Genomic DNA, 20,524 nt, shown 5'->3' with positions numbered 1-20,524 from the left:
GCACTTACTTATGTCCGAGCAAATTACCCTTCAGGTAAATGGAGAAACCCGCAGTTGTTCATCTCCATCGTTGTTACCCGATTTACTACAACAATTGGGTTTCAATCCGCGCTTAGTGGCGGTGGAGTATAACGGGGAAATTTTGCATCGCCAATTTTGGTCACAAACGATTGTACAGCCAGGCGATCGCTTGGAAGTTGTTACCATTGTCGGCGGTGGTTAATTTTCTTGATAAAGCATCCGGTGAAGAGTTTTGCGCCTCGCTAATTCTTTACCTTTGCGACCGAGTTGTTCTCGCAATTGCTGGTTTTGACACAAGCGTTTAAAGGCTTGAAAAACTTCATACCCAGATTTTGGGTTGACTAAAATACCGTTTTCTTCGTGACTCACTACCTCAATCACAGAACCTAACCGGGAAGCAATTACAGGCTTACCAAAGTAACTGGCTTCTAGATATGTCACCCCAAAACCATCAATAAATCTCGCTTTGCTATCATTCACAGTCAGCATCGCAAAGATATCACAAGCCCCATAATAACCTGCTAACTCGCTTTCAGGTACATAACCAGCAAAGTGTACCCGTTGGTCTACCCGCAAACGTTGTGCAAGAGTCTGCAATTCCGACTCACCCGCACCTTGACCACAAATTATATAGTGAACATCTATCCCCACAGTCAGTAACAAGGGGAGATTCTCAATTACTCGTTCAAAGCTTTTCGGTTTTACTAGTCTTCCCACGGAAAGAATGACAATTGCTGTTTCGGGAATGTTGTAAATTTGGCGTATCTTGACCCGTAAATCATCAAGATGACTTGGGTTTGTCCCGGCGCTAAATTTTTCTGGTCTAACTATGGGATGAATAACATGGGTAGGAGTTTGTAACCGGAATGCGTTTCTGAGGTAATCTCTTGTAAAGGCGCTGTTACAAACAATGCCTGTGGCACGGGATAATGTTAACTTAAAGAGCGATCGCCATAAAGGATTGCCCAAAACAGAGCGAATATCAAAACCGTGTAAATAAATAAAAAAACGGATAGGTAATAGATAGCTCAATAATAATATTGAGGGAAACTCGTAACTGTGTCCCCATTCTATATAACGATAGTGATAGCGAAAATAAAGTTTAATTGCTAATACAAATGAGCCAACTAAATTCATCAACGGCTGGAAAATATTTCCCCAAAATTTTCCTAGCCAGTATTGAGAATTAGGCCAGCGATAGACAGGAAACTGTTGTGTCTCATCAAATTTTTTATCGCCCGCACAACTAGCCGCCAACACAATAATCCGTTCTGGATCTTGCACACAACGGTTATAGATATATTCGCTAATCACCGCCTCTTGTGGTAAAAATTGACGTGATATCACTAAAATATCTGGACATGCTGTTTGTTCTCTAATGTTTGGCGCTAGTTGAGAAATATGTTCCATGTTAATTTTTGTATTTTGATGTAAATAATGTTTTAGTTTTGCATGTTTAATTTAACTAGATTCTTACTAATAAATTAGCTTTGCTTACTAAATACTTTGAGACTGATTATCATCATCACTTAGGTATTTCGATATCAATCAAAGTACACCTCATACTTGACATTTCAGCAACATCAACTAATTGCTGAATAATAGTTATCATCATCAATAACTTACTGAAATTGTACAGTAGAAAACCCACTAATCTAAGTTTTTGTGGTAATAAATTTGCTCGACTAATTCTGATTAATCTTGGTGCTATTTATACTATATCTACATATATATAGAATCGCAATTGATTTTCATCTTCCCAATAGATATGGGAATGCGGTTGGTTTTCCCAATCTACTTGTGTGGTGAGCGAAGCGCGATAGGCAGTGAGTAGGAAAAAGTATTTTTTCTCTAAATCAAATGTGATTTATGTATATATTTATTTTTGTAATAATTGATGCCATTTTGTGAATACATAAACATCAATTTTGGTAATTGAAATTATCTTTATTAGTAGACATTAGTACAGAAGCCTGATCTCAGGTATTGATTTTTTTCAAATCAAATATGAGTGCGATATTAGCCTTATAGTCTAACTTAAATTATTCAGTATGGGTAGCCACACTGGCAAATAGTTTGCATAGTACCAGACTTCAGTCTGTTCGCGTAGCGTGCGCCTTAGCGCAGGGTTGAATGCTGAAAGTGGATGCACCCATCTTTAGCCTGACTTTTAGGGCAATTATTAATTGATCCCAAAGTTCCTAAGCTCTAGCAGAAGTTCCAAGGTACGGTAATCTACTACAGAAATCCCCCCTCCGTCTGCTGTGTACCTGGGATAAGTCGCGGTAAATTGAAGATGTAGCAACAGTTAATGATGTTACAGAAAGCTACTGCCAATACAATACTCGCTTACTAGTCGCGGGCTGGCATCAGCTACATACCGCAAAATCCTATCAACAATAGGATGCAATCATCAGCAATAAAATTTTTCAAGCGACTGTGTTATGCGTAAAAAACTACAACAAACCATCAAACCACTGTTAAAAACCTTCTTTGTCCTCAGCTTAGTATTAGCCTTAGCATTAGGTCATGCTGACGGGGCTTTAGCGGCTCGCAGTGGTGGTCGTATCGGTGGCGGTTCATTTAGAGTTCCTTCGAGCCGCACTTATACACCCCGTACCTACGCGCCTCCTGGTGGTGGCGGATATTATGCTCCTTATCCTGGCGGTGGTTTTGGCTTTCCGTTCCTATTACCGTTTTGGGGTATTGGCGGAGGATTTGGCGGTCTATTTACAATTCTAATTTTTATTGCGATCGCTAACTTCCTGGTTCAAAGTTTCCGTCGTGCTAACAGTGGCGGAATTGATGAAGTTGGTTATAACAGCAACCCCAATGTTTCTGTAACTCGCTTGCAAGTTGGTTTGTTAGCCCAAGCCCGCGATTTGCAACCCGCACTCAACAAAATTGCGGAACTGGCTGATACTAACTCTCCCGAAGGTAGAGCCGCAGTTGTGCAAGAAACTAGTCTAGCTTTACTCCGCCATCCAGAATATTGGGTCTATGGAGGTGGTGGTACACAACAAGCTAAATTAAATTCTGCGGAAAGTCAATTTAATCGTTTAGCCTTGGCAGAACGCAGCAAATTTAGTGAAGAAACTCTTTCTAACGTTAATAACCAACTCAAAGCTGCTTTAGCAAAAGAAGCCTTACCTGCTAGTGATGAACTCGACAACCCAACTCGCCTCTTTACTGAAGGCCCTGGGGAATATATTATCGTTACTTTGTTAGCAGCAACTCTCGGTAAATTTGAAATTCCCGCCATCAACTCTGCTGACGACTTACGCCAAGCCTTGCGCCAAATGGGTAGCATTCCTGGTGAACAATTGTTAGCAATTGAAGTTTTATGGACTCCTCAAGCTGAAGGTGATACCTTAACTTCTGATGATTTGTTCGCAGAATATCCTGATTTGAAATTGATGTAAGCAGAAGTCAGAAGCCAGAATTAAAAACCCGCCCAAGATGGTTAATTCATTCCTGCAAGCGGGTTTTTTCATGGGTATATAGCAATCTTATTTGATGTGTGAAAATCGAGAGGCTCAGATCCCCGACTTCTTGAAGAAGTCGGGGATCTTTGAGTTTACGAATGATTTAGGACTGCTATATAGCAATCCTATCTGAGTTGTGAAAAATTATTCTTTTTAACGAACCGCAAAGGACGCAAAGTACACAAAGAAGGAAAAGAAAGAGAATTTCACAAATGATTTAGGATTGCTATATTTGTAGTTGCAAATCGCAAATAATATAACAGAAGGCAGAAGGAAAAGTCTTACTATTACTGGCATTCAAGCTTTCAAATTTTCCTAACATATCTGACTACCGTAATAAAACTCCACAGGCTGATGTTGACCTGATTAAACAACGTTATAAGGACGCAGTGGCAAGGGAGAAACAACAATGACACAAGAACCAGTTTTTGAAGAAAGCAGTGGCAATGTGTTCGCTGACCTCGGTTTGTCAAATGCAGATGAACTTTTTACCAGGGGCAAAATAGGGATTCAGGTACTCCGCCTGCTGAAACAGCGTAACCTTAAACAGCGTGAAATCAGCGAACTTCTTGGCATTCCGCAGCCAGAAGTATATCATCTAATGAAAGGAGAGTTTCAACGGTTCAGTGAGGGAAAACTGCTCATTTTCCTGAAGCGACTTGATACTGAAATTACCTTGCATCTTCGTTCTCGTCACACTCAGGGCGAATTTGTTGAAACTGTCATATCACTATAGTCTAAGATTGACTGCCTCGAAGGGGCTTGATCAAAGCTGTAGAGACTTTGTATGCAAAGTCTCTACAACAACAGATAACTTGCATCTTCATCAAGAAGTGCTTTCTATCTTTTTACCTCCTAGCTTGAAAGTGCTGAGTACAAATACTAGTCCAACTTTCAGACAAGGCTCATAAAATAAGTTTCATCAGGATTGCTTTGTTACAAGCATGGTACTAGTACAAGTCGGCGTAAATACACAGACCGCACTTCGACTACGCTCAGTGAGCATCTGGAATTACAAAAAGGCTTGTGGTATCACTATTCTTTCTTTTTCCTTTTTCCTTTTGACTTTTACCTTGTTGTACTAGCTTTTATCCTTGAAAGAATCTAGCCACTCTTTAACTTGTTCGCGGGCGATATCGCGTCCACCCAAACCAAAAGCTAAAGCAATAGCAACAGCGATCGCACCGAGTAATAAACCAAATGCTAAATTGACAATATCGCTGGCAACCCCAATTTGTTGTAATGCCATTGCCGAAACTAGTGCAATAATAGAAATTCTGGCTACTTGAGCCAAAATCTTTGCTTGGCGATCGCCGGAACTGCTAATTAAATTAAAGGCGAGATTTGCCAGGAATAATCCGATCGCAAACACAATTAATCCGGCAATAATCCGCCCCAAAATAATTAAAATGCCAGTTACCAATGTTGTCAGAGCCGGAATATTTAAAATATTCACTGCTGCCACAGTGGCAAATAGCAGAATGCCGACTAAAGTAATAATGCCAGCAATTTCTGATGGTGTGCGGAGTGGGGTTAATGGTTGTGCTTCGGTCTGTACTTCTTGTCTAGCAGGTGAGGGTAAACCTAGTACGGCAAAAATATTATTAAAGCCCAAACTAGTTAAAACACTAGTGACTAAATCGCCAACAAAACGCCCGATAAAAAAGGCGACAATTAAGATAGCTACGGCGGTGAAAATAGCAGGTAAACTATTTAAAATCTGTTGCAGCATAGTAATTGCTGGCACAGATATCGCCTCAATTCTTAAAGCATTCAGGGCGGCGATCGCTACAGGAATCAAAATTAAAACATAAACAATGGTGCCGATAATTGTCGATAAAGACTGTGCGCCCATTGCTGATGAAAGTCCAAACCGACTACCTAAATAATCGATGCCCGTTGTGGCTAACAAATTAGTCACAATTCGGCGGACAATATTCGCTAAAAACCACCCCAACACCGCAATTAAAATTGCTGCCAAAATATTGGGCAGAATTGAAAGAATTTCGGTAATTAAGGCTTGTACTGGTAAAAGTGCCTGTCGGAGTCCGAGAGTATCAAGAACTGGTGCCAGAAACAGTAAGAAGATAAACCAATATAAAGCATTAGCGATCGTCTCACTTAAAGAAATGCGATCGAGGCTGATATTATCTTCCGACGTTTCTTGATTTAACCGCTCATCTAATTTGAGTGCCTGCAATCCTCGCAATGTCACAAGTTTGATAATACTTGCTAACACCCAAGCCACCCCTAACAGAATGCCTGCACCCAAAACTTTTGGCAAAAAGCCTATTAGTTGGTCAAGGAAATTATTCAGGGGTCGAGAAGCAACTTCCAGTCCTAGCGCCTGTAAAGCAGCTACTACCGTGATGAGAATAATGCTCCATAAGACCAAACTAGAGATGAACTTCTCAACTTGAGGAACATCTCTGCGTCCTGTTACTCCCGCCGCAATGCGATTATCAATGTCTGTGCGATTCAGGATGCTTCTAGTGATTGCCGCTATCACCAAAGCAACCAGTATCCCTACCAACAAAATCGCTACAGCACCTAGCAATCTTGGTGTATATAGAATTACCTGTTGTCCAATTCCTTGCAGATCCGCAATTCCTTGGTTTAAGTTTGGTTGATCTAACGGCAGATTAGGTGATTGTCCTAACAATTCCTGCCCTTTTATCGACAAACCCATGTCTATCAACCGGGTTATCCCTGGCCAAGTTGTGTTCATGGTTTCTTTGGTATTAAGTTTATGTGTTTGCCAAAAATACTTGTGAACTCAGTAGAGTAGATTTGAGGATGCCAAATTACACTCTAGTAAGTTTACGTGAATTTTGCGTATCAATTTACCAGTAAATATATCTAGACAATTGATAGATAGGCTAATTTGTTACAAATAACAAAATATTGAGGGTTGACACACAAAATTGTTGAGACTCGGTGCAAGGGTTTTGTTAAGTTAAGACTTTGTTGGGTTTCGCGATCGCTCCACTCAACCTACTTTTCTTTTCTTTTCTGCCTCCGGTTGGTGAATCTCGACTTCGCTCGATTACCGCGTAGCCGAACCACTGCCTGCTGCCTTCTGCTATAACAAGCCATTTTGAGTTAATCTAAGGGCAGCGACAGGATTAGTAAGCTGGCATGACCCAAGTTTTTGAACAATCAATTCAAATTAACGCCACAGCCGCAATTGTAGAACGCTGCATTACCGATTTAGGTTTGATGCACCGTTGGCTAAATCCTGCTTTGCGCTGCGAACCTATAGGTGAGGTTTGGAGTACGGATATAGGCGGTCAAAGTCGGTTTATTATTCAAATTCCTGTGGTGAAACCAACTCTAAAAAGTGTGGTCGTCGAACGACAACCGGGTTTAGTGGTTTGGGAATTTCAGGGATTTTTTCAAGGACGCGATCGCTGGGAATGTCAACCAGTAGCAAAGGGAACATGCTTACTCAATCGCTTCGAGTTTGTGATTCCTAATCCCATTGTGAGTTGGGGATTTAATAATTTTGCTGCATCGTGGACAAAACAAGATATGCAAGCCCAATTACGCCGCCTTAAACGGGTTGCAGAAGAAGTACAAATTGGTCAATAATCAATCTCCGTATTCCAGTAGATACTGTCAGCACTTAAGTATCATTGCGCTTGACTGTCTTGGTTTATTCTGAAAAATTTGCGTATTCTCTCAGCCGTCAATTACGCAAATGCGCTGATCCTTCAATTACCCATCTTCATAAATTCAGCAAAATCACGGTTACATTGAACTGGGGTTCTGATCAAAACTGCCAATATCCAGTTTATTAGGGTGCAACTTATGACTAGCCCTGCGATGAAATTTATTAGAGTCAATCTGGAAATGGCAAAAGAAGTAGCCCATAAATGGGAGCAAGCTTCATATAGTCAAACCAGTGCTTACTGTTTGGATATCTTAAAAGAACTAGGATTTCCTAGTACTGAACTACCTGTTAACTTGCAAACTCGTGAAGAACAGTTAAATTTCATCGCAGGCTTTGCTTCTTATGCGTTTGGGGAGGTACAAAATGTCCAAGGCGCTAGTTGAAGACTTGTTTAATGAGCCAGAATGGGCAGAAGAAACTGCTGTACCAGCAACAGATAGGGAATTATTACTGCTCACAGAAAGAATTTCTAGTTTTGAAATTCCTCTGCAAGTATTTTTGCAAGCTGTAGCGATCGCGGCTTACGATTGTGCATCCGCCTTCCGTTATGCTGATAATTATTTAATGACTCATCACAAGAATAAGCGAAAGAATCTGCGTGTTTTCAAGCCTTTGCGTAATTTTGAGAATAACTGAAATTATACATACCCAAATCTTGCCCCTCTAAGCGTCTCTTTAGAGGGGTTTTGTTTTTGCTTATCAGAGGTTAGAGGTTATACCATTTCACTTTAAACATGATACAGATATGCAACCAGCGCCTCGACTTCTCCTGACGGAGACGCTGCGCGAACGCTCGGCGATCGCAAAGCAAGCAGAGGCTCAGAGAAGGTGATTTGTATCAGTAATTGCGTGAATTGGTATTAGAGGTTAGAGGTTAGGGGTTTTTCTAAAGTATCTAATCCCCAGTCCCTAATCCCCTAGCTTCTAGCCCCTCTTTCCCCACCATTTCAACAAATTCTAAAAAAATTGTAAATATCACTCCAAAATTAGATAAAATGTATTGCCACTCTGCCATCTGTTCTCATGACCTCATCTGCGTCGTTCGACACATTAGAGTCTCTGCAAGCTGATATTGTTGACTTAATCGATCGCCTACCGACGTTAAAAAATCGGCAATATATCCAACAGACCCTTGCTACTATCATCCGTCTAGCCGATAGTGACATTGATCGTCTGGATTGGAAGATATTATCGGCTGCTTTAGCGGATATGGAGCGAGGCTTCGAGTTATTTTACAATTACCGACACGTACGTAAAGTAACTATATTTGGTTCTGCCCGTCTCTCTGAAGAAACGCCAGAATACAAAATGGCGTTGGAATTTGGTCGCGCTGTGACTCAACTGGGATTTATGGTAATGACAGGCGGCGGTGGCGGGATTATGCAAGCAGGTCATGAAGGTGCTGGGCGAGAAAATTCTTTTGGCTTAAATATTCAGTTACCTTTTGAACAGCAAGCAAATCCAATTATTGAAGGTGATCCAAAGTTAATTCACTTTAAGTATTTTTTCACCCGCAAGCTATTCCTCCTCAAAGAAAGTGATGCGGTGGCGCTATTTCCTGGCGGATTTGGCACTCAAGATGAAGCTTTTGAGTGTATGACTTTAAGCCAAACAGGTAAATTTGGCCCTGTACCTTTAGTATTAATTGACCATCCCGGCGGTGATTATTGGCGGTCTTGGAGCGATTATATTGATCAACAACTGGTGCAGAAAGGTCTTGTCAGTCCAGAAGACCCTAGTTTGTACACGGTGACAGATAACCTGGAAGTAGCCTGCAACGCCATTACAGATTTTTACAAGGTTTATCACTCCAGCCGCTACGTTAGTAATCAGTTAGTGATTCGTTTAAGTTGCAATTTGTCAGATGCTGAAGTCGAACAACTGAATGCTGAATTCAGCGATATTCTCGTCAAAGGCAAAATTGAAAAAAGTCAAGCATTACCCCAAGAAGCCCAAGATGAAACTGCGGATTTACCTCGGTTAATTCTGCACTTCAATCAACGAGATTTAGGGCGGTTATATCAGATGATTGCCACAATTAACCAAATGGGTAGTCCTTCCCAAGAGGAAATAGCACATCCTGAAAGGAAGTAGAAAGTGCTGAGTGCTGAGTGCTGAGTGCTGAGTGGGAGTAGACAAGGTAGAGGGGGGTAGAAAGATTGCTCCCTTGTCTCCCTTGTCTCCCTTCCCTTGTCCCCCTTGTCTCCCTTGTCTCCCTTATCCCCTGCCCATAGTGCTGAGTGCTGAGTAGTAACCCAATATTTTCAAGGATAGCAGCAGAAGACTTTTACCTCTGTAACCTATAACCTGTAACCTACTAAGCATAAATTTGACTCACACAAAAGCGATCGCGCCCTTGGGCTTTAGCTTGGTAAAGGGCTTGATCTGCGGCTTCAATTAAATCTAAAGGCTGCAAATCAGCAGTGGGAATTACAGTCGCAATTCCAATACTTAAGGTGACATATTCTTTGACTGTTGATGCCAAATGGGGAATATTGAACTGTTTAACAGTATTATGAATTGCTTGGGCAACCTGAATAGCACCTCGTTCGTTAGTGTTGGGTAAGATAACGGCGAATTCTTCACCCCCATAACGAGCGACTAAATCTGTATTGCGTTTAAGATTTTGTTGAAAAGCTTGGGCTACAAGGCGTAAACAATCATCTCCCGCCCGATGACCATAGGTGTCATTATATTTTTTGAAATAGTCAACGTCACATAATAGTAGTGAAATACAACCTTGCTCTCTGATCAGATATTGCCAGACACTTTGCAGTTTACTCTCAAAACAGCGACGATTGGCAATTTGAGTTAATGGATCAACCATTGCGATGTTTTCTAGTTGCTGGTTAGCAAGTCGTAATTTTTGATATAGTTCCGATTGCTGAATTGCGATCGCTAGTTGTGTCGCTAGTTGTTGCAGTAGTTCACTTTCCCAGGCTTGCCAATGGCGGGGGGCGCTACAATGATGAGCGATTAACAAACCCCAAAGGCGATCGCTTTGTAAAATTGGCACAACTAGTTTAGCTCTGACTTGAAATTTTTCGAGTAACTGCACATGACAATCAGTCAATCCGGCTGTGTAAATATCTGAAGTAGCTTTAATTTGACCTTGTTGGTAATATTTTCCCTGGGTGTCTACAAAATATTGGTCTGTAATTTCCATAGTTAAAATCGCTTCCCAATCTGCGGCTACAGATTCAGTCACCACTACACCACTCCAATTGGACTGAAAACGATAAATAATCACACGATCAGTTTGCAGAAATTCTCTAACTTCGGCGACAGTTGTGTTTAAAATTACCTCTAAATCTAAGGATTGGCGGATGTGTTGGGCGATCGCCGCAATCATCCGTTCTCGTTGGGCTTGCTGTTGTAGTGCTAGTTCAGCTTGTTTGTGGGCTGTGATATTTGTAAATGATGCTACTACTGCGTAAGGTTTTGATTGATGGGGATGAAACAAGGGCTGAGAATTAATTGAAATCCATGTCAAACTGCCATCAGGTTTATAAATGCCTACAATCACATTAAACTGGGGTTGCCCTGTACGTAATGTCACCAAAGCCGGACAATTTTCCCTCGGAAAGGGTGAACCATCTTCATAAATCGCTCGCCATCGTGGATCAATAGCAGCTTTTCCCTTAATTTGCTCAGATGTCAAACCCAAAATTCTTTCGGCACTTTTGTTACAGGCTGTAATACTACCATCGGCTTGCTGTAATATAATGCCTTCTGCCATTGTGGTAATGACTGAGCGATAGCTTTGTTCACTATTTTTGAGTGAATTTTCTGTCTTTAGGCGATCGCTAATATCTTCAAAAACATATAGTCGCCCAAAGTATTGATCCTGAGTATCTCGAATTTGGCTAGAAAAGCGCCGAATTGTCCGTCCATCAACAAACAAAATTTTATCTTCCACTACCGTACGATTTTCCTCAGACTGTAACGGTTTACAGGATTCTATAAATGCAGGTAAATCGGCTATTAGCGGTATGCACTCAGGGATAATATCATTATTTTTCAATAAACCAAGGCGCATTTGCGTTTCTAAATGCTCCAGCCCCCAAATTTTACAGAAGCGTTGATTAAAATACAAAATTTCGTCGGTGCGATTGTCAACTACCAAAAACCCTAGTACAGATGTGTCTGTCAAAGAACTTAACAATGCTTCCCGCCAGCGCAACTCTGCTTCGGCGCGTTGGCTTTTTTCCCAAGCTGCTTGCTGTTGATTTGCCAAAATCAGGGAATTTTCAATCACCGACTCACGGGTGCGTCGTATGTCTATCTCGATGGGATGGCTGGATTCGACAATTCCTTCCACCAACATTGCCATCCGTCCAGGCTTGATTTTAACCCCAGAACAAAAACAGCGCACAGCAACAGTTTCCCCATCTCGGTAAAATGTCCAGCTTTCAGTGATGGTTTTTCCCTGTTGAAATTCTTGCAGATATTTTTTCTCAGCTATCCACCTCAGTTCGGGAACATTACTAAAGTTGCGATTGAGCAATTCTTCCTGAATGGGAATGTTCCAAAGACGAAGTGATGCTTTGTTTGCCCACCACATCTGCATTCTTTCCAAATCATAAATCCAAATTGGAGTTTGTAATCTCTCAAATGCCTTCAATTCTGCGACAGAGATATGTTTTGGCAATGCCACTTGTCTTTTGATGGTTACTGGATACTTTTTAAAGTCAAGTTTTTGTGATGTTTATCTATGACTAAATTAGGTGTGAGAATCTGTTTCAGGATAACCGCAAAGCTTGAATAGATACTGAAAGCTATGAATATATTACATGATTTAGCTAATTAAGTAAATTGACTGAGTTTACTTGTATGAGAATGATTATAACTACAACATACCTGAATTTAAAATTAAGTTCAAGCCCATAATTGGATATTTATTCAAAACTTTAAATGCCAATTCACAAAGTTTATTGATTCAAATTAATGTAATATTGTGTTGCAAAAACTAACTATTTCTCCCGCAGGTATACTTTAGTTTCAACAGTTGAGACTTTTGCAGTTATTGTGATATGGCAATCCGATTTAATTTCTGAACTTACTTGTGAAAGAGGGGAACAGGAAACACTTCTCCTGTCAGGATGCTAGGCGAACGACAAGCTCATTGCATCGCAGGGAACAGGGAATAGAAACTTTATTGAGTTTTTTTCAGAAATTAAATAAGAGTTCTATATTTGCCAAATGATAACTGCAAAAGCTTGATTTGAGAATTATTTTTCTCAAAGACTAGCTATATATTAACATCACAGCTTGACAAGACTGCCAATTGAAAAAAATGTCCTGTTATACCGTTTCACTATTCTTAGCTACGCAATTTTATTTAATGCTTGTTGAACGATTTTACGAACCACCGAGTTTTCATCTGCTAAACATTGGTTTAGGGCTTCTACGGCGCGGTAATTTCCTACATTGCCTAATGCTAATGCGGCTGCACCACGCACATGATCATCTTCATCTTTGAGCATTGTAATTAAAGCATCTACAACCCTAGAATCATCAATTTTTTCTAGAGCTTGAACAGCAGTTAAACGTAAATCTGCATTTGGATTCTGCAAAATATTGAGCAGAGGCTCAACGGCTTTAGTTTCTCTTCTGTTTCCGAGAAAAGAAATACTCATTTTACGTAGCCAGTTATCTTCACTGGCTAATACTAAAATCAACAAATCAACTATTTGGGGATTGACAATCTTAGCGATCGCTGAAATTATGTTCATTTGGATGCGACTTTCAGAATCTTGCATCAACTGGGCTAAAATTGGGATTAAGTCAGGATATTGACGGGTAAAGAGAGTCTCAATTACTTGCTGAGTTGCTTGCTCAGAACGTAGCCAATCTCTGTTGATGGCTTGTAATAAACCTTCTCTATCTCTAAGAAATTCCACCAAAATATCTGTAGTTCTAGAATCATCAATAAGCCGTAAAGCATGAACCACAGCTAATTTGACGTGAGGAAAACTAGAAACATCTATGAGAAAACTACCATTGCTGCGAAAAACTGCACTCAAAGGTTCTATGGCTCTGACATCGCCAAACTTTCCTAATGCTGAGGCGATCGCACGACAAGCAGTAGAATGATTTTGATAACTCAATACTTCAATTAACGGTTCAATCGCTTGAGTATCGCCAAATTCAGCCAGCGCCCATGCTGCGTCGGCTCGCACAAAAAAATCTGAGTCTTGCAAACACTGAATTAGCGGTTCAACGGCTCGACTATCTCCCAACTTTACCAATGATTTAATTGCATTTGTTCTGACTTTACTAGAGGGATGGTTTAAAACTTGTAACAGTGGCTCAACTGCTCGAATATCGCCTAATTCACCTAACTTTTGTGCCGCCAGAGCATGACCAGCATTGTCATACAGTATATTTTGTAAACCAATTACTAACGGTTCCGCACCAACTTGATTAGCTAAACCCAAATTCGCTAAATTATCTAACGTATTAGCTGCCATTTCTTGCAACATCCCAGCATCAGGACTCAATGGCGCAGCTTGCAAAGCCTGGATTAACTCTTCTAGGGCATTCGGATGAGATAAATCAACTTCACTAGCAACTGTTGGCGGCTCAGGATTGTAAGATTCATTCGTAGTTGATTTTACTCTGCCTCGATAGTTATACTTACGGTGAATTTCTGCAACTTTTTGTTCGTCTGTCTCCATGTATCCTTCATCATCAAGATAATAAGCACCAGTTTCGTAACACTCTGCCGTTGCCAGCATTAAGTCTGTTAAACTATCCCAGCGAATTTCTTCAATGCCACATTCTGGATCGATAAACCAAACAGGTGCAGAATCTTCTCCTGTAACAATAGCGTATCTATAATCACCATTAAAATCTAATATCGTTAGCCACTGCGGATTCCAATCAAAGCCCCAACTTAAAAAGTCTGCGTACCATTTCAACGCCTCTTGCAAAGAGAAAAAATTGTCAAACTTAGGAACTACATAGCCACAACTCAAGCTTTGGCAACCATTATGCCACCCGTAAAACTCGTATAATTCTTCTGGTAAGCGATAAGGAAAATTCTCCACAATTGCGTCTATTTCTGGGCGAGTTAATCCAGGTGCTAAACTCAAAGCAAATTCAGGTTGATGACTCACTAACCAAGTCTCAATTCTGTCCAGCGCATCTGTTAAAAGAGACATAAAAATTCCAATGATTGTATCTTTATAATTCCCAAATTCCTAAGACTAAAAACTTGCATAAGATAAATTAATTAGGTAAAATTCATCAGAAAAGTTTTGCGATTAAATTGTTTAAGTCTTGCTATAAATATTAGTATTTGCTATCCATAGTAATCCTCAACAATTCACAAACCTATCTCCCTTGCCTACCTTGTATACCTTGTCCCTCTGACTCACATATCAAATAAAATCGCTATAGCTTAGAAATCAAAACAGTCTAACAATTGTCAAGTCAAATAAATAACAAATAAAAATTTCTTCTACCGACTACCAGATTAGGAATAGACCAGTTATGATTACCCAATGCTGATGAGCATAAAAAAGCCTGTATATTAGCACAGTAAATCACGAATCATATCGTAGAATTTGGGGAGTAAGAAATGCTGGAATTATTAAGTTCGGGTTTGGTTTCTCTGTGGCTGGAAATGGCTGGGGTGGAAATTAAGCCTTCTGATGCTTTAGAAGCATTAGCTGGGCAAGCAAACCCTGGCTTGGTTCTGGCTACTGATCCCAACCCCACCGGCGTAACTACCGTCCAGCAATACTTACAAGGACTAGTTAAATCTAAATTAGTTGCCCAAAATTTAGCCGAAAGCCAAGGAGTTTGGTTACAGTCTGGGCCAATACTCATGGCTAATCATCAAGGAACAACACCATTACCGGCGGCTTCGTTAACCAAGATTGCCACTTCCCTAGTTTCGTTAAAAACTTGGGGGCCAGACCATCAATTTGAAACTTTAATTGGCACTACCGGGCCTGTAGTCAATGGGGTAGTGCAGGGTGATTTGGTCATTGCTGGTGGTGGCGACCCGATGTTTGTCTGGGAAGAAGCGATCGCCCTGGGCAATACACTCAATAAAATGGGCATTAAGCAAGTAAAAGGGAACTTGGTGATTACAGGCAATTTTGCCATGAATTTTCAGCGTCACCCCCTACTGGCTGGTCAAATGGTGAAGCAAGCACTAAACCATAAAACTTGGACTCGTCCAGCTAATTACATCTACTCCATCATGCCCAAAGGCACACCCAAACCAGAAGTTGTAATTACAGGTGCTGTCAAAGTTGCCCCTCAAACACCCCAACAAACCTTGCTAGTGCGTCATAAATCTTTGCCCTTGCGCCAATTGCTGAAAGAAATGAACGTTTACAGCAATAACGAAATGGCACAGATGCTGGCAGAATCAGTAGGTGGTGCAGGTGTAGTGCAATCAACAGCAGCTTATCTGGCGCGAGTACCTGAGTCAGAAATTCAATTAATCAATGGTTCTGGACTCGGCCCAGAAAATCGCATTTCTCCCAGGGCTGTTTGTGCGATGTTAATGGCAATTCAACAGCAAGCAGCAGCACACAACCTGAATTTAGCAGATTTGTTTCCGATGTCTGGGTTTGATCGTCGGGGAACATTACACAGCAGACACATGCCCGTCGGTACTGTGATGAAAACTGGTACACTTCGTGATGTGAGTGCATTAGCTGGTGTCATCCCAACACGCGATCGCGGTTTAGTTTGGTTTGCTATCCTCAACCGTGGCCCCTTCGTCTCAAATTACCGCATAGAACAAGATAAGTTCTTGCAAAGTCTTGTGAAAGAACTAGAAGTAGTTCCCGCAATTCCCACCGCTATTACTCCCCACTCACCCGCTAACTCTTTGCCAGAACTAGGCGCTACTAGTCGCAACGAAATTCTGTTTAGAGGTTAGTAAAGTAGGTGACAGGTGACAGGGTATAGAGTTAAAAGTATTTTGTTGTCTCTTGATGTCCCAAGCACTCTGGCAATTACTATGAAGAACCGTAGAGCATCTTTTTTGGTGAATGATTTGTGATCTAAAATTTGCTCTACGGATAAATCTTCAGTTAATTTTCTTGGTATGGGTGCGATCGCATATTGCACTACAAAGCCTTAACCTTTTCTACCATCTCCTGATAAGTAGCTGTAATTGGATTATCCATTCTCACTTTATTTGCTCCTGCAAGGTGTGTACTCCATATTTCTTCAGTGACATTATTTATCATCAAATTACCTGACCCAAATAGCAGCACGATTTTATAGTCTCCCCCATAGTCTTCTACATTTAGTCCTAGTTCCTTAATGTCTGCAACTTTTTGTCTTGCCTGCCAGCCATCTTCACTTTTTTCCCTTCCAAACAAAGGATCATATTCTTTACCTGCTGCTTCCACCCAATAATGATTTTCAAAAACCCAATATTCTCCTTTTTCCCCAGTTGGCTGCTTATTGGGATCTATGGTTTTTTCACTGCTGGTAACTAATAGATCAGCATGTCCTTTGACTTTTGCATCCATCAAAAATATTTCCTTAACAATTACTGCCATCACATTGCTTAAAGTATTGCAATCTCCGCTAACTGTTCCTTTAAGTAATGCTTGATAATTGGAGTTTTTCATAGTGTATTTAAAGCCAATATTCTTAAAATTCTCTGTCAATTTTAATAACTTGGCTTGTCCTTCCAATTCTTTAGTATCAGCAATCAATGTATCTACAACTGCACTACCATATTGTTTTTTAAACGCATTTACTCTGCCTTCCCAGTCTAATGTACCTAGTTTATCTATCCTTTCTTGTTCCTGTTTGTCGGCAGCTTGTTTCTGGGCTTTTTCTTTTTCCTCTTTATGTTGTATCCATTCTGGAGATTTTTCTAAGCCATCCAGCAGTTGATTCCCTTCATTTACAATTGAATCCAGCGCATTTTGGAATTTATCACTATCAGTTCTCATCAATCTCGCCTTCAAGACAAGTTCCTGCAAAGCTACAACTTTATTCACCGTATCAACGGCTTGTTCAAACTTCCGCAGAAGACCTTCAATTGTATTTCGTTGCTCATCTGTGCCTTTGCGCCAACTAAAACAGCAAAAAGTTGATGTGGTATCAGTAATAAATTTCTCTTCAGAAATTTCCCTTTGAATAGTCATCTCTGAAACTGTCCCTGCTTCGAGAGCAATCTTTCTATAAATATTTTGTTCTCTTGAAGCAATTACATCACCTATGGTATCTGCTGCTTGTTTTAGATATGGAGTATCATTCCCCTGAGTTTCTTTTTTGTGCAAAGTTGGTTTTATGCTGCTCTGTCCTTGCTGCACTACATGAGTCAATTCATGGGCGATTAATTCCTGTCCGCCTCTACTTACTGGATCATAATTTCCTTGGCGAAAGAAAATATCTTGACCTGTGGTAAACGCTTTCGCCTGAATTGATTGATTCAGTTGATCTGACTGAGCATCGGTGTGAATCTTGACACCACTAAAATCTGCTCCAAAGGCTGTCTCCATTGGTTCCCGGATACTTTCTGTCAGAGGTTGTCCACTACCCCTTGCCCGTTGAATAGACGTTTCTAAATCAGGTGTTGCAGCCATACCACCTTCAACAGAAAGACGTTGCATTATGGGTTTAGCTCGCAGTTTGTCTTCTTCTTCTGGTTGTGACTGTGCCTGTAATGGTGGAGTTTCTGAAGAATTGATTCGCTGTACTACATCTTGTGCTAGTTTGTCAGCTTCTTGTTCATATTTATCCCCTGGTTCACCAATGCTAAGTTTCATTTGGATTCTTGGTGGTGGCGGTGGTTGATAGCCAGGGGGAAAAATTGGAATATTAGCAAGATGGTTAACAGGTGTTGTTTGTGATTTCGCTTGTAAATCTGCTGGTGTTTGTTCTGCTTCTTCGGTTTGGGGTTGGATGACAAAGCGACGGGGTGCAAATTGATTTGCTGGTGCATCATGATTTGTAGATGATTGACCTTTACTGGTTTGTCGCTTATACATTTTTCTTCTCCAGATATTTTTGCCAACACAAAACACACCGTATTTTTGCGGCAGAAGGTTTGTCAAAATTTGGCACTATTTTACTGAAGAAAAATAGCGATCGCCAAAATCGACACTATTGTTCATATATCATTTGCTACTAACATCAGGATGGCAGTTAATCGAACCTGCAACTGTGGCGAAAATTGGTAAATATTCTAATTCTGCGGTTGACTCTACCATTGCAACTAATCCATAAACAAGGTGATGACATTGCCAACAAACTTGATATTGTGTAATGGGCAGTTCAACATCAGGAGGTTGAAACACAAAAATATCTAATCTCGCTGAATAGTTATCAATTTTTGTTGGTGTTTGAGAAATTATTTCAAACTGTTCTGGCTGTAATTTTTGTAAGGGTAATTGTAGTAATTCATCTGCAAGTTCTATAAAGTTTTGTTCGTGTTGTTCTGTTTCTGGAATAACAATTTTTTTAATAAAAATTTGGGGATTATGTGCTGATTGTGCAGGATAAAAATATCCTTCGGTATGCTCATCTAAATGATGATTGGCAATTTTTTGCCAAGTTTGAGGAATTTCTAGTGAGATATTAAGTTTTTCACTAAAATGGCGCTCAAATATCAATGAGTTATTCATATAACTACTCATATAGCAATCATAAATGGTTTACAAATATCTATCTTCCTTGTCTCCCTTGTCTCCCTTGTCTATTTTATTTGGATATCAAATAGGAAGGCTATCGGATTATTCTTGGTTGTTCTTAGAGAAGAAATTAGTGGCAGTTTCATAAAGAGATGACGCACCAGAAGCGATCGCACTTCCGGCTATTGACGCACCAGAGGCGATCGCATTTCCGGCTATTGATGCACCAGAAACGATCGCACTTCCAGCTTTAGATGCACCAGAAGCGATCGCATTTCCGGCTATTGATGCACCAGAGGCGATTGCATTTCCGGCTATTGATGCACCAGAGGCGATCGCACTTCCGGCGGTTTTCACACCTTGGTAAGCTAATCTGGTGGGAACTTCTACTGCTGTCCCTGCTAATCCCGCCGCACCCACTAACAAGCCACCCGCAACAGCAGTACCTTTATTGAGTGCCATCATTCTACCTGCTTCGACTAATCGAGATTTTGTATAAGGACGAGTGGCATTTTCCATCATGGTGATATTTTTAGCATGACTACCATGACCTCCTTCACCGACGATATCTTCAGTATTTAATAGCTGAGAGGTGTGTGCTTGTTTGATTCTGGCGAGTGTAGAGAAATTTGCTAATCCTGAAGTTTCTAGATCATGTTCAAAAAATGTGCCTTTGAGATGTTCTCCTCCGGCTAAATCTACAATATCGCCTTTAGCAATGTGATGAACTACCTCTGGTCTTTCTTCTTCTGGAAGCGATTCAATATTGTTGTGATATTGTTTGGCATTAGGCGCGGCGGATTGAAATGTTACCAGTCGTCTCACCAAAGTTGGATGAGTACCAACAAAATGTTGAGCTAATGCGCCGCCTAAACTGTGACCTGTAACATCTATTTTGCCTGATTTTGAAACGAGACTACCGATGTAACCTGTGGGAACTTCTTTGAGTAAATTCTGAATCCCACCATGTCCAGGAGAGTTAATATCTAAATCTTGCCACGCTGTTGCTAAATCACTGGTTCCACGAAACGCCAACACAGGGTGCTTTCCGGCTGTGACTCCTTGTTCTGTCGGTAACAATAATCCATAATTCAATCCCTGACCAGCATTGACGACATTACCATCAGGAAACCATTGTTCGTGAAATCCTTGTTCTCTCAACCATTCTTTATCTTGATCTGTCAAAACGTCGTCATAAATCAAGCCATGACCAATTTTTTCTAAATCGATATCTTGGGGGTTAATTGGCGTTGTCCCATCTTGAACTTGAGTAGGGTCAATGTCTCGGTTGAGAATCTGATTTTGACTGCGCTGAATAGCCATGACAACAGGTATATCAAGCCGTTGCATAGCTTCCTTAACCACAGTTTCAGTTTCTTGTTCAGATTTATCTCCTGGTTCACCAATTGCAAGTTTCATCTGAAGGCGTGGCGGTGGCGGTGGTTGATAACCAGGAGGAAAAACGGGGATGTTGGCAAAGTTTTTTGAAGAAATTGATGTATTATTTTTAACTGCCTGGGGTTGTAAATTGGGCGTTTGGGTGCTATCCTCTGCTTCGGTGGAGACAACAAAAGGACGGGGTGCAAATGGATTAACTATTGCATCGGAGTGATTTGGAGAAGTTTTAGCTGCTTTGGGTTGTCTGTGATACATTGTTATCCTCCAGATATTTCTGTGCAGCAGAACAACCACCGTCGGTTTGCGGTAAAATTGTTGTCAAAGTT

The 20,524-nt window shown here is 40.7% G+C and carries 15 protein-coding genes; 8 read left to right on the top strand and 7 right to left on the bottom strand.

Annotated elements, in window-relative coordinates; all coding sequences use genetic code 11:
- Window positions 1–10: 10 nt before the first annotated feature.
- Entirely contained in the window at window positions 11–223 is a 213-nt protein-coding gene (gene thiS, locus H6G79_RS24420) for a sulfur carrier protein ThiS (protein ID WP_190592532.1), read from the top strand.
- Here the strand turns inward: thiS and H6G79_RS24415 are convergent.
- Window positions 220–1,431 carry a glycosyltransferase family 4 protein gene (locus H6G79_RS24415; RefSeq protein ID WP_190592533.1) on the bottom strand — a complete coding sequence of 404 codons (1,212 nt, stop codon included), beginning with the start codon at window positions 1,429–1,431 and terminating at the stop codon, window positions 220–222. The genes thiS and H6G79_RS24415 overlap by 4 nt on opposite strands.
- 1,034 nt (window positions 1,432–2,465) lie before the next feature.
- Here H6G79_RS24415 and H6G79_RS24410 point away from each other — a divergent pair.
- Window positions 2,466–3,443, top strand: coding sequence for a DUF1517 domain-containing protein (locus tag H6G79_RS24410; RefSeq protein ID WP_190592534.1), 978 nt, complete (start codon window positions 2,466–2,468; stop codon window positions 3,441–3,443).
- A gap of 472 nt (window positions 3,444–3,915) precedes the next feature.
- The gene (locus H6G79_RS24405) at window positions 3,916–4,242 is read left to right on the top strand and encodes a helix-turn-helix domain-containing protein (protein WP_190592535.1); all 327 of its coding nucleotides are present in this window, start codon (window positions 3,916–3,918) and stop codon (window positions 4,240–4,242) included.
- Between the two features lie 345 nt (window positions 4,243–4,587).
- On the opposite strand, the gene H6G79_RS24400 is transcribed toward H6G79_RS24405, so the two are convergent.
- Window positions 4,588–6,234, bottom strand: a complete 1,647-nt coding sequence (locus tag H6G79_RS24400) for a mechanosensitive ion channel (RefSeq protein ID WP_190592536.1) — start codon at window positions 6,232–6,234, stop codon at window positions 4,588–4,590.
- A 410-nt stretch (window positions 6,235–6,644) separates the two neighbouring features.
- Between H6G79_RS24400 and H6G79_RS24395 the strand changes: the two genes are divergently transcribed.
- The 4 genes from H6G79_RS24395 to H6G79_RS24380 all read left to right on the top strand — a co-directional run bounded on the left by H6G79_RS24395 (window position 6,645) and on the right by H6G79_RS24380 (window position 9,273).
- Window positions 6,645–7,097: an SRPBCC family protein gene (locus H6G79_RS24395; protein ID WP_190592537.1), complete on the top strand. Its 453-nt coding sequence runs from the start codon at window positions 6,645–6,647 to the stop codon at window positions 7,095–7,097.
- A gap of 219 nt (window positions 7,098–7,316) precedes the next feature.
- On the top strand, window positions 7,317–7,562 hold the full coding sequence (locus H6G79_RS24390) for a hypothetical protein (protein ID WP_062297687.1): 246 nt from the start codon (window positions 7,317–7,319) through the stop codon (window positions 7,560–7,562).
- A complete protein-coding gene (locus H6G79_RS24385) occupies window positions 7,543–7,815 on the top strand; it encodes a hypothetical protein (protein ID WP_190592538.1) in 273 nt (90 codons plus the stop codon). The genes H6G79_RS24390 and H6G79_RS24385 overlap by 20 nt, the downstream gene beginning before the upstream one ends.
- A gap of 387 nt (window positions 7,816–8,202) precedes the next feature.
- Window positions 8,203–9,273 (top strand): LOG family protein, encoded by a 1,071-nt coding sequence (locus tag H6G79_RS24380; RefSeq protein WP_190592539.1) that lies wholly within the window; start codon window positions 8,203–8,205, stop codon window positions 9,271–9,273.
- A gap of 223 nt (window positions 9,274–9,496) precedes the next feature.
- Here H6G79_RS24380 and H6G79_RS24375 read toward each other — a convergent pair whose 3' ends face one another.
- Both H6G79_RS24375 and H6G79_RS24370 read right to left on the bottom strand, forming a co-directional pair.
- Complete coding sequence (locus tag H6G79_RS24375) at window positions 9,497–11,836, bottom strand: diguanylate cyclase domain-containing protein (RefSeq protein WP_199334048.1); 2,340 nt, start codon at window positions 11,834–11,836, stop codon at window positions 9,497–9,499.
- 670 nt (window positions 11,837–12,506) lie between these two features.
- On the bottom strand, window positions 12,507–14,345 hold the full coding sequence (locus H6G79_RS24370; RefSeq protein WP_190592540.1) for a HEAT repeat domain-containing protein: 1,839 nt from the start codon (window positions 14,343–14,345) through the stop codon (window positions 12,507–12,509).
- A 419-nt stretch (window positions 14,346–14,764) separates the two neighbouring features.
- Between H6G79_RS24370 and H6G79_RS24365 the strand changes: the two genes are divergently transcribed.
- A complete protein-coding gene (locus H6G79_RS24365) occupies window positions 14,765–16,084 on the top strand; it encodes a D-alanyl-D-alanine carboxypeptidase (protein WP_190592541.1) in 1,320 nt (439 codons plus the stop codon).
- 190 nt (window positions 16,085–16,274) lie between these two features.
- On the opposite strand, the gene H6G79_RS24360 is transcribed toward H6G79_RS24365, so the two are convergent.
- The 3 genes from H6G79_RS24360 to H6G79_RS24350 form a co-directional block, all read right to left on the bottom strand.
- A complete protein-coding gene (locus H6G79_RS24360; RefSeq protein WP_190592542.1) occupies window positions 16,275–18,158 on the bottom strand; it encodes a DUF4157 domain-containing protein in 1,884 nt (627 codons plus the stop codon).
- A gap of 129 nt (window positions 18,159–18,287) precedes the next feature.
- A complete protein-coding gene (locus H6G79_RS24355) occupies window positions 18,288–18,794 on the bottom strand; it encodes a hypothetical protein (protein ID WP_190592543.1) in 507 nt (168 codons plus the stop codon).
- Window positions 18,795–18,902: 108 nt separating this feature from the next.
- Entirely contained in the window at window positions 18,903–20,453 is a 1,551-nt protein-coding gene (locus H6G79_RS24350) for a hypothetical protein (protein ID WP_190592544.1), read from the bottom strand.
- Window positions 20,454–20,524 lie beyond the last annotated feature (71 nt).

Source organism: Anabaena sp. FACHB-83 (assembly GCF_014697485.1).
Lineage (GTDB): Bacteria > Cyanobacteriota > Cyanobacteriia > Cyanobacteriales > Nostocaceae > Nostoc_B.
Note: the sequence above shows the minus strand (reverse complement) of the source record. Positions and strands in the feature narration are given on the sequence as shown.